Genomic DNA, 10836 nt, shown 5'->3' on the forward strand with positions numbered 1-10836 from the left:
TAGGTTCTTCAAAAAGAACAAAATTAAATGAATTCTTTTCAAATATGCTATTGCATTCCCTTCACAAGGTCTTTTATCCTATCATTTTCATTTCATTATTAATTTTCTTTACTTGAAATGGCGTATCTAATTCATAAAGCCTTCTGTAGCGGTCACTCGACACGAGCAGCTCATCATGCTTTCCTTCCATTACAATTTCACCTTCATCCATGAACAGAATTTGGTCCATTCTTTTCATTCCAACAAGGTGGTGTGTAACCCAAACAACGGTTTTTCCCTCAAGAACTTGAAAAATAGTAGAGAGTAATTCCTGTTCCGTTCGAGGATCAAGAGCAACAGTAGGTTCATCCAGGAGGACGATCGGTGCTTCTTGCAACAAAATACGAGCTAGCGCAATTCTTTGACGCTCTCCTCCCGAGAATCTCGTTCCCGCTTCTTCCATAGAAGTTTGATAACCTTCAGGTAATGCAACAATAAAATCATGAAGTTGGACGCTTTTCGCCGCTTCATATACCTCTTCATCTGTAGCAGATGGCTTCCCGAGTCGAAGATTATTCAATACCGATGTATCAAAAAGATAAGGCTGTTGATTAAGTACACTTAACTGTTGTTTATTCCCATTAGACAGAGCTGTCTCTAAACCGTTTATAGACACACTACCTTCAGAAGGAGAATAGATTCCTTTCATAAGCTTAAGAAGACTCGTTTTACCAGAACCACTCGGACCAAGAATAGCAAGCTTTGTTCCCTGAGGTATTTCTAGATTGATATTTTTAAGTATCAATTGCCCTTCTTTTGTTTGATAACTAACCTTATCAAAGTTAAGATGACTGTTCTTCCAAACGCTCATATCATCATATTCTTCCTCAGAAGACTTCTCCAATGACAATCCTTTCAATCGATTAATCGAATCTTCATATCCTGGAAGTTCACTCACAGCATCAGAGAGTGGAAGAAAGGCCTCTGTTAATGGAAAGAGAATAAGAACAAATGCGGCAATTAGCGTATGGGAAATCTGTCCATCCATACTCTGATTACCTGTCCAAACAAGCATAGATAAAACAATGATTGCAACCACACACTGAGCAGCAAAATTTCGATAAGAAACAAAAGCAGACCGCCGTCTCTCTTCCCTATAAATCTCCGCATCATCCTTTTCCACATTTTCAATAAACGTTTTCTGGTGACCGCTAAAGACCCAGTCTCCAATTCCAACCACACCATCTGTTAGCGTGCTGTATTGAGAGCTACGACGACTTTTTAGCATTGCTACATTTTTACGGGTGACTAATAAGGACACTAAAGGAAAGAGAAAGACGAGAATAAAGCCATAGATGGCCATTAATCCCGCAAATACCCAGGAGAAAGTCCCAAGCATTCCTATCGCGACTGCATATAAAAAGATAGCGATCACAGAAGGGAAGATCGTCTTTACGTAAACATCTTGTAAATATTCAATGTCCTCGGCCATCACACCAAGGAGATCTCCTGTTTTTATACTGCCTCCTTCTTTTAAAACTCTCGGCTCAATGGTTTCGTATAATCGAGAGCGCATATGTGAAAGAATCTTTAGAATAATATGGTGACCTAGCAACTTCTCACTATACCTTGAAACAGCACGTAATATGCCAAATGTCCTTACCGCAACAATTGGCACATAGATTAATAGAAGGTTTTCCGGTCTAGTGGCAGCTTTAGAAATGAGAAATCCGGATGTAAACATAAGAAAGGCTGCTGAGAAAGCTGTGACTAAACCAAGCAGAATGACAAGCGAGAAGAGCTTTGCATTCTCTTTTAAATAGGGAAGGATCCATCCTTTCTTCTCCATTATGAGGCCCCCTCTATTTGCAAACACACCATTTGATAGTAGCTACCTCTTCTAGACATGAGATCTTCATGAGTACCAAACTCAACCACTTTACCCTTTTCAAGCATAAGAATCAGATCCATCTCTCTCATCCAATGCAGACGGTGCGTGGCCATGAAAACAAGTTTATCTTCTAATAAGGGAAGGATCTTTTTCTTTATCTCGTATTCTGTTTCAACATCAAGCTGGGCTGTTGGCTCATCTAGAAGTAGAATGGAGCGATCTTCAAGAAATGCGCGAGCTAACGCAATTCTCTGTGCCTGACCACCACTTAATTCTCTTCCGCCCTCCCCGATCTTTTCGTTTAAACCATTAGGAAGATGATCAAAGACTTTCCTCAAACCAGCTGCCTCTGCTGCGCGTTCGACCGCTTCTAATGAAGCATTTTGATTATAGAAACGGATATTATTTGCTAAAGTATCATGAAAAAGATGAGGGTGCTGCGGGATATAGAATAACTGCTTCTGCCATTCATCATGCTTTAGATGGTTCAATTCCTCCCCATTTATCTCAATAGACCCCTCACTTCCTTCAAGAAATCCTCCCAATATGTCAATCAAGGTCGATTTACCAGAACCACTTTCTCCAATGATCCCTATTTTCTGCTTTCCTTTTACTGAAAAAGAGACGTTTTGAATAGCATTTCTTTCATTTCCATAATCTACGGAAAGATTTTGAATCGTTAAAAGATCTTTATCGGACCAATAAGGAATCGCTCCATTCTCTTCTTTAAAACCTGGTGTTTGCATCATATCCAATAACCTTCTTCCTGCTTCTTGTCCATCCAACGTTGCATGATAATCATTTCCTAGTTCACGAACTGGAAGAAAAAATTCAGGAGAAAGAATTAAAATCGTAAGAGCGGGCATTAAAGATATCTCTCCTTCTACAAGGCGCAATCCAAGAAATACAGCTACTGTAGCGATTCCTAACATTGTAAAAAAGTCGAGAGCAAACGAAGAGAGAAAAGCTACTCGCAGCGTACTCATCGTCGATTTCCGATACTTCTCACTCACTTCTTGAATGCTTCTGGCGTGTTTTCCACTTAATCCAAGATACTTCAGCGTTTCAAGTCCACGAAGGGAATCAACAAAATGATTGGATAAAATACGATGTGTGCTCCACTGCTTATCCGCCTTCTTCTTCGCAGCTAATCCAAGTAAGATCAGAAAGCCAATCAATATTGGTAGAGTGAGACTTAAAGTAATAGCTGATGTCACATCAAGAGTCCAAACATAGATAAGAACAAGCGGAGCGACAATAAGCATGGCCGTTAATTTAGGAATAAATAACTCTAAATAAAGACGGAATTGTTTTGCCCCGTCAATTAATAACGTAACAAGGTTGCCAGTTCCCCATTTCGCTGCATAGCGTGGACCTAACGCAAACAATTTTGCAATGGCGTCTTTCTTTAAAGAAGCAGCCGTTTGAGCAGCATAACGATCGATTACTTTGGTCATAATCACCTTAACAAGATGCCTGATGATAAAAGCAGCGAGAAAGAGCGACACAACGAATAAAATTCGTTGCAGTGCTTCTCCATCAAAGAGACTTGTAACTGCTTTTGCAAGCCATTTCGCCTGCAGGATAATCATGGTCCCTTGAATAACGGTTAATAGTGTTAGGATAAACAACACCTTTTTGATGTTATTTAATTGAAATAGAATTTTCCCCATTAGTAAACCATATCCTTACCATCTACACGCTTCCTGAAAACATAATAGCTCCAGATTTGATAACCAAGGACAAATGGAAGTAGCGTGAGCGCCACGATGGTCATCACCTTTAATGAATAGTTTCCAGAAGAAGCATTATAAACGGTTAAATTATAAGCGGCATCGATTGAGCTAATCATTACGCGTGGGAATAACGCTGTAAATATGGTGGAAATCGTTAATACGATCCCTGCGCCAGTCATTCCAAATGCCCACCCATCACGCTGCTTTTTCAAAAATACGATCGCCAAAAAATAACTGAGTACTATCAGTGCAATAAGCGTTACACTTACAACACCGCGATTGCTGAATAAATCTGTTTCGAAATAAGAAAGTCCAACAAAAGCAACTAATGAAGCCAGTACACCATAAATCACTTTGCTCGCTAATTCTCGCGCACGCTTCTGAAGATCCCCAATAGTTTTCAGAGTGAGAAAGACAAGTCCATGTAAGAAACAAAGCATGGTCACTGTTATCCCACCCAATACCGTGTATACATTGACATAATCACTAAAACCCGCATGGATATTCATTTGTTCATCAATTGGCATTCCCCTTAAAATACTTGTAAAAAGAACCCCAAACAGAAATGGCGGCATGATACTTCCAACGAATACAACCCAGTCCCATGACTTGATCCACTTAGGGGTATCCACCTTTCCACGAAATTCAAAGGCAACTCCACGGCCGATAAGCGCAAGAAGGACAAACACAAACGGTATATAATAACCGCTGAACATCGTTGCATACCAATGTGGAAACGCCGCAAAGATGGCGCCTCCTCCTGTTAATAACCATACTTCATTCGCATCCCAGAATGGTCCAATCGTGTTCACCATTATTCGCCGCTCTAGCTCATTTCTTCCGAGGAAACGACTGGCCATACCCACACCGAAGTCAAACCCTTCGAGAAAGAAAAACCCAACAAACAAAACAGCAACGAGTATAAACCACAGTTCATTAAGTGCGATCATAAATAGGCCCCCTGATCAAACGGATCAACTGCCACTTCTTTGTCCTCATGAGCAGTATGTTCTGATCCCTTTTTAATTTCACGAACGAATAAGTAAACGAGTAAGATAGCGAGAATCGTATAAATCGCAGTAAACGATAGGAATGAGAAAAGCAATGACGCCTTTGATACGTTTGGAGAGACAGACGCAGAAGTCGTCATCAACCCAAATACCGTCCACGGTTGACGTCCGATTTCCGTCATAATCCATCCAGCTGAGTTCGCAATAAATGGAAACGAAATGAGCCATACCATTCCTTTTAAGTAAAATTGGCTACCCTCAAGCTTTTTGTAGAAATTTAGTAACAACCCGAGGAATGAAGTGAAAATCATTAGCATTCCAGCACCCACCATAATGCGAAAGCTCCAGAAAGTCGTTTTAACTGGAGGAATATAATTCCCCACTCCGTATTTTTCTTCATATTCTTTTTGCAAGGTCTTCATACCCGGTACTTCACCACTAAATTCTTCATAAGCAAGGTAACTGAGTGCATAAGGTATGTTGATTTCAAATGTATTTTCTTGATTTTTGGAGTCAACCAACGCGAAAGCCGTCCAGGCTGCTGGATCTCCACTGTCTTCCCATAGCGCTTCACTAGCCGCCATCTTCATTGGCTGTGATTCCATTAAATGCTTCGCCTGTGCATGGCCACTAAACGCAACACCCATACCTGAAACAAATGCGACAATCATGGCAATGTTAAATGACTTTCTAAAAAATTCGACTTCCTGTTTACGGAGAATTTTATACGCACTCACGCCTCCAATAAAAAAAGCACCGGTTGCAAGTGCACCAAAGATTACGTGTGGAAATTCGACGAATAGCTGGGGGTTCGTAAGGAGTGCGAAGAAATCATTCATCTCTGCTCTTCCGTTTCGAATCACAAAACCTACTGGTTCCTGCATAAATGAATTCGCTGCTAAAATCCACAACGCTGACATCAACGTTCCGAGTGAGACGAGCCAAATACACATTAAATGAAGTTTCTTCGATAACCGCTCCCATCCAAAAATCCATAAACCAATAAACGTTGATTCCATAAAGAAGGCCAGCAACGCTTCAATCGCAAGGGGAGCTCCAAACACATCTCCAACAAATCGAGAATACTCAGACCAGTTCATCCCAAACTGAAATTCCTGGATAATCCCCGTCACTACCCCAACAGCAAAGTTAATGAGAAACAAGTGTCCCCAAAACTTTGCCATCCGTTTATACACTTCTTCTCCTTTCACAACGTATAACGTCTCCATGACCGCCACTAGAAAGACAAGCCCAATAGACAACGGAACAAACAAAAAGTGAAAAATCGTTGTTGATCCGAATTGTAGTCTTGCTAAAAATAGTTCACTCATACTAAATTCCCCTCAACCCTCTCTAATGACTATTCACACATGCACAAAGTAACAAATACATAAATAATCATTATTTAGATAAATTCTCCTATGACCAAAGTCTCTTTTAACTTCTTCCTTAGATTACCTCAGACGCTAAAATGAGTGAGCAGATGAATTTGAACGGTTTTTGTCTGTCCTGTGTGCGAATTTCGACAGTTGAATCAGAAAGAAGAAGAAAAGTGAGGGATATCACAGACTGAAGAGAAAAGAGTTTATATTCGACAAAAAAGAACATTATTCGGGTGGTGACAGGCTCTTTTCCTCAATTAACCATTGCTTTAAGCATCGCAAATACGATATATTTGATTTTGTGTTTTTAAAATCAAAAGCGCTTTCATAGATCACTTAAAGAAGTGAGATCCACGCCACGGTGGATAAGATGAAGCTAGAGTTTAACTGGAGGCAAATGTTCAATGAAAATGTACTTATATCCATTGCTTGTCATTATCGGTGCAAGCAGTTACGGAGTTGTTTCAACTATTATTAAATTAGCGATGGGAAGCGGATTTACAGCATCTGAAGCCGTTACGAGCCAATTCTTTATCGGCTTTGTAATTGCAGTACTCATCTTTCTCATCACAAACCGACAAAAACTAAGTTTCGCTGGAATTAAAATTCTAATTTTCGCAGGGGTTTTTACAGGCTTAACTAATATTCTCTATGGGCAATCATTAAATTATTTACCAGCCTCTCTGGCTGTCGTACTGCTCTTTCAATTCACATGGATCGGCATGCTGATTTCAAGCATTACGAAACGTCAGCTTCCAACAAGGATGGAAATGCTATCACTTGTTATTTTAATCGGTGGAACGATACCGGCTGCGGGACTTATTGATGCAGATTTATCTAACATCCCTTTTCAAGGCTGGTTATGGGGACTTGGAGCTGCACTTTGTTATTCACTCTTCCTTTATTTTAATGGGAAAGCGAACGCCAAAATGAATACGTCAAATCGATTAGTCATTGTCTCGTTTTTTGCATTCCTGATGTCAGCAGTTTTTCAATCTCCAGAAATCGTTTGGAACGGTACACTTTTCGCAGAAGGACTATGGCTATACGGAATCGCACTAGGCTTATTTGGAATGATCATCCCGGTGTTCCTATTTTCGATCGCCATTCCCAAGGTGGGCTTAGGTAAGTCCTCGATTCTTAGTGCAATTGAACTGCCAATCGCTGTCATGGTTTCCGTCATCTTATTAAGTGAAACAGTATCTGTCCTGCAAATAGCGGGTATTGTGATCATTATCATCGGAATGACGCTGCCCACTCTATTCAGCGAAAATATAAATCTTACTCGCAGAAAAATACTCGAACAACAATAGCAAAAACACCTCGTCCAAAAAGGATGAGGTGTTTTCGTATAGTAGCTTAGTAATCTATTTAAACTCCATTGGTCCAACATTCATTTCAAACGAACCATTTTGGTACAAAAGCGGTGATCGCTCCGTACCGCTTTTCGAATATTTCTCAACATGACTAACGCTCATATCAAGCGGATCAGTAAAATCAATCTTAGCAATAGCCACCCAATAAGCAAAGTTATTCTTTTCAAATAGAGGAGAGGTCACTGTTTGCCCCATTTGATTATCAACAACTGCCTTTGCCTTCATAGACTTAAAACTTCCAATGCCATTTGATATCGCACTATACGCTGAAAACAGCACGTATTTTAGCTCAGACGGTTTATGTACAACCACCGTTTCCTTCCCTGCTCCCTGTGCATCACCATCTAATGTAATATACGGTTCTTTATGAGCATGTCCTGGTGTTCGATAATACACTTTTCCTTCTGTTCCGTCTTTAAGGACGTAAAAACAGTAAAGATCCAGATCTTTTTTACTTTTCCATTCTAGCGTAGCGACTACTTTCTCGGACTTACGAATGGAGATCGCTTCTTTTTTCTTCAAAGTGACTGTTAGAGGGACAACCGCTTCTTGTGAAAACTGAACGGGCTGGCTTTGAATAGGATCTGGCTGCTTATGGTTATCTTTGTTACTTTCAACCTCAATGCCAAAATTCTCACACAGCGCTGCGAGTCCGCCGAAGAAACCACTACCTACCGCATTAAACTTCCAATCTCCGTTATGTAAATATAACTCGCCTACAACGATGGCCGTCTCTTTCGTTAATTCTTCACCAAATGTAAATGAAACGAGGTTCTCTCCAGTAGATTTGTCTGCAATACGAAGTGATAATGAGGAAACTTGACCAAAATTCTGGCCTCTTTCTTCCCCCTCGTGGATCGTGAGTGTAAAAGCAACTTTCTGAATGTCAGACGACACCTTCTGTAAAGAGATGTGTGTTTCATTCTGATTATCCCCCTGTTTGAACTGCTTCACACTTTGGTCAATACTTACCGGCTGCCCATAAAATATGAAACTCTCATCGCCTCTACATTTGCCTGTTTCATTTAATAGGAATGCAGCGGCGTCTACTTCAATTGATTGATGTTCGTTTTGCCATTCTATCATTATATTAAGATCCGATACGCTTCTCCCTTTTGTAATAGGTACTTTTTGACCTCTACTTATGTTCATTCATTCTCCCCCTGCTCGATTAACTGTTTAGTTACATCAATTTAAAATCTTTTTCATAATAAATGTCTAACTCTAAATACAACTTACCATTTACCGGTTCAATTTAATTCCAATCTGCTAATTTATACAAAAATGAGTATTTAGTCTGTATAGCAACTTGTGAAAGTCATAGCAATCAGGGGTTACAACACCTCCCTACATTTTTAAATTCATAGGATACACACTCAAAAATTCCATATCTTATATTATTCATCCATATTTTACATTTTAATGTTTATTAACTGGAAATTTAGGGGTATTATGTCATAGTATATAAGTTACATTTTTTGACGATGTGTGTATTAAACCTATCAAGTTATGACAAATTATGCTAATTATATATAAGAAAGACTGATGCAGTTCTGTAGGAATAATGCACACATTACTAATTTAAGAGGAGTGATTTTGAATGGCAGGTCAAATTCGCGTAACACCGGAAGAACTTATTACGATGTCTCAACGCTATCAAACAGAAGAAAGTAAAGTAGAAGAACAAATTGGTAATTTAGACAAAATGATTGCTGAGTTAGAAGGTATGTGGGAAGGTGCTGCAAGCCAAGCTTTTAGTGATCAATATCAGTCTCTACGTCCATCTTTCGTAGACATGCAGCGTCTCCTCGCTGATATTTCAACACAACTAGCAAGCACAGCTAGATCTCTTGAAGATGCTGACGCACAAATTGCTAATCAAATTCGCGGATAAGCGATAAAGAATTGATCGGGAGCGCTTAGGCGCTCCTTCCTTATGAGGTGAACTATATGTACATTGAAGTAACGGTCGATCTCCATCGTTACAAAAAAGGTCGCTTTATTGACCTCAGACTATCAAACTATCATTCAGTCAAGAAACTCATTGAAATAGTGTGCCAAACGGAACAAATCCAAACTCCTCCAGATCAAACGGGGTGGGTTAGGCTAGTGAATAAGCATAAGGTAGTAGCCGCTAATGAGAGATTAATTGATGCTGGGATTATGACTGGAGATCGAATTGAAATACTTTGAAGGAGATCACAACCATGTCGAATCAAGTGAAACCCTATCTTGAAACACAAATAGATGCAAAAATTATTAGCGAAAAAGATGTCATTACCTTTCTGTTTCAGAAAGAGAAAATCAAATTCGATGAATTGTCAGAAGTTCATTTCCTAAGCGATATCCATACCGGAATCCCGAAAACAATTGATATGAATGAGGATGAGGTAAGCATCCAGCACAAACTTTCACCTTCCATTATCGCTCTTCCAGCGAAGCTTAAGGAAATGACTGAAAGCGATCGCCTCACAAGTGCCTATCAACTGGTGCAAAAAGTAAAGGACCACCGCTACAAGCGTCTTAACTTAATTATTTGTCCAGATAATCTTGTGCTGGATCAGGGATTGACGCCACATTTTTTACATTTCGGCGTAAAGGAAAGTCTTCCCCCTTATGAGGAAGATCCTGAACGTATTCTTGATGAAACACGAGCAACAGTTGCAGCTATGATGAATCCAGAGCAATCATTTGAACAATACCTACATTATTCTGACACGCTCACACTGTCATCTGAATTAAAACAAGTGCTTCAAGCCAAAACACTTCATGAGCTTCAGCCAATCATTCATTCACAAATTGAACACATACATAAGAAAGAATCTGAATTCATTAAAGTGAATAAAAAGAAGTGGAAAACAAGTCGTTATTTCCTTCTTGGCGTATCTATTTGCTTACTACCAGCTTTACTCTACTCTCTTTACTCTTTATTTCTTCTCCAACCAAAGCAGGAGAATATCGTCCAGGCACAGGAGAACTTTTTAACGAATGAGTATAGTGAGGTTGTGAACTCACTTCAATCTTATGACATTGACGACATTCCAAAAGTGACGCAATATCAGCTAGCCCTCTCCTATATCATCAATGAATCTCTAACAGATGAACAAAAAGAAAGTGTGCGTAATACGATCTCCCTTCAATCTGACCCAAGGTATTATGAGTATTGGATTCATATTGGACGCGGAGAAGCGGAACAAGCACTTGAAATCGCACGTTATTTAGAAGATCGCGACTTATTAATGTATGGCATATTGAAGCGCAAGGAACAGGTTAAAGCTGATTCAGATCTGGAGAGCGAGAAGAAGCAGCAGATGATCAATGAGTTAGAGCAAGAATTTGAAGAATACGAAAAAGAAATAGAAGAGCAGCAGCAAGAAGAGGAAGAAGCCCAGCAGGAAACAACAAATGAAGAGAATCAACAAGATGACCAGAAAAAAGAAGAGAAATAGATCGGAGGTGAAA

General features: G+C 39.7%; 9 protein-coding genes. 4 read left to right on the forward strand and 5 right to left on the reverse strand.

Annotated features, from left to right (window positions below; translation table 11 throughout):
- Positions 1-73: 73 nt before the first annotated feature.
- The 4 genes from cydC to Q4550_RS19535 are packed head-to-tail and all read right to left on the reverse strand — an operon-like array spanning position 74 to position 5947.
- Complete coding sequence (cydC, locus tag Q4550_RS19520) at positions 74-1828, reverse strand: thiol reductant ABC exporter subunit CydC (RefSeq protein ID WP_303535379.1); 1755 nt, start codon at positions 1826-1828, stop codon at positions 74-76.
- The gene (gene cydD / locus Q4550_RS19525; protein ID WP_303535380.1) at positions 1828-3543 is read right to left on the reverse strand and encodes a thiol reductant ABC exporter subunit CydD; all 1716 of its coding nucleotides are present in this window, start codon (positions 3541-3543) and stop codon (positions 1828-1830) included. The genes cydC and cydD overlap by 1 nt, the downstream gene beginning before the upstream one ends.
- Positions 3543-4556, reverse strand: a complete 1014-nt coding sequence (gene cydB, locus Q4550_RS19530) for a cytochrome d ubiquinol oxidase subunit II (protein ID WP_303535381.1) — start codon at positions 4554-4556, stop codon at positions 3543-3545. The genes cydD and cydB overlap by 1 nt, the downstream gene beginning before the upstream one ends.
- Entirely contained in the window at positions 4553-5947 is a 1395-nt protein-coding gene (locus Q4550_RS19535; protein WP_303535382.1) for a cytochrome ubiquinol oxidase subunit I, read from the reverse strand. Before Q4550_RS19535 ends, cydB begins: the two co-directional genes overlap by 4 nt.
- A 461-nt stretch (positions 5948-6408) precedes the next feature.
- Here Q4550_RS19535 and Q4550_RS19540 point away from each other — a divergent pair, with 461 nt between their 5' ends.
- Complete coding sequence (locus Q4550_RS19540) at positions 6409-7311, forward strand: EamA family transporter (protein WP_303535433.1); 903 nt, start codon at positions 6409-6411, stop codon at positions 7309-7311.
- A gap of 54 nt (positions 7312-7365) precedes the next feature.
- Here Q4550_RS19540 and Q4550_RS19545 read toward each other — a convergent pair whose 3' ends face one another.
- The gene (locus Q4550_RS19545) at positions 7366-8526 is read right to left on the reverse strand and encodes a TerD family protein (protein ID WP_303535383.1); all 1161 of its coding nucleotides are present in this window, start codon (positions 8524-8526) and stop codon (positions 7366-7368) included.
- A gap of 448 nt (positions 8527-8974) precedes the next feature.
- Between Q4550_RS19545 and Q4550_RS19550 the strand changes: the two genes are divergently transcribed.
- Genes Q4550_RS19550 through essB form a run of 3 tightly spaced genes read left to right on the forward strand, consistent with a single transcriptional unit; the run spans position 8975 to position 10823 of the window.
- The gene (locus Q4550_RS19550) at positions 8975-9268 is read left to right on the forward strand and encodes a WXG100 family type VII secretion target (protein WP_159784093.1); all 294 of its coding nucleotides are present in this window, start codon (positions 8975-8977) and stop codon (positions 9266-9268) included.
- A 56-nt stretch (positions 9269-9324) separates the two neighbouring features.
- Positions 9325-9567: an ESX secretion system protein YukD gene (gene yukD, locus Q4550_RS19555; protein ID WP_303535384.1), complete on the forward strand. Its 243-nt coding sequence runs from the start codon at positions 9325-9327 to the stop codon at positions 9565-9567.
- A 14-nt stretch (positions 9568-9581) separates the two neighbouring features.
- Positions 9582-10823, forward strand: a complete 1242-nt coding sequence (gene essB, locus Q4550_RS19560; RefSeq protein ID WP_303535385.1) for a type VII secretion protein EssB — start codon at positions 9582-9584, stop codon at positions 10821-10823.
- Positions 10824-10836 lie beyond the last annotated feature (13 nt).

Source organism: Anaerobacillus sp. 1_MG-2023 (assembly GCF_030547345.1).
GTDB classification, from domain to species: Bacteria; Bacillota; Bacilli; order Bacillales; family Guptibacillaceae; genus Guptibacillus; species Guptibacillus hwajinpoensis_B.

Coding starts and splice junctions, on each gene's coding strand:
- cydC (WP_303535379.1), bottom strand. CDS start 1,828: ATGGAGAAGAAAGGATGGATCCTTCCCTATTTAAAAGAGAATGCAAAG.
- Q4550_RS19550 (WP_159784093.1), top strand. CDS start 8,975: ATGGCAGGTCAAATTCGCGTAACACCGGAAGAACTTATTACGATGTCT.
- essB (WP_303535385.1), top strand. CDS start 9,582: ATGTCGAATCAAGTGAAACCCTATCTTGAAACACAAATAGATGCAAAA.
- cydB (WP_303535381.1), bottom strand. CDS start 4,556: ATGATCGCACTTAATGAACTGTGGTTTATACTCGTTGCTGTTTTGTTT.
- Q4550_RS19540 (WP_303535433.1), top strand. CDS start 6,409: ATGTACTTATATCCATTGCTTGTCATTATCGGTGCAAGCAGTTACGGA.
- Q4550_RS19535 (WP_303535382.1), bottom strand. CDS start 5,947: ATGAGTGAACTATTTTTAGCAAGACTACAATTCGGATCAACAACGATT.
- yukD (WP_303535384.1), top strand. CDS start 9,325: ATGTACATTGAAGTAACGGTCGATCTCCATCGTTACAAAAAAGGTCGC.
- cydD (WP_303535380.1), bottom strand. CDS start 3,543: ATGGGGAAAATTCTATTTCAATTAAATAACATCAAAAAGGTGTTGTTT.
- Q4550_RS19545 (WP_303535383.1), bottom strand. CDS start 8,526: ATGAACATAAGTAGAGGTCAAAAAGTACCTATTACAAAAGGGAGAAGC.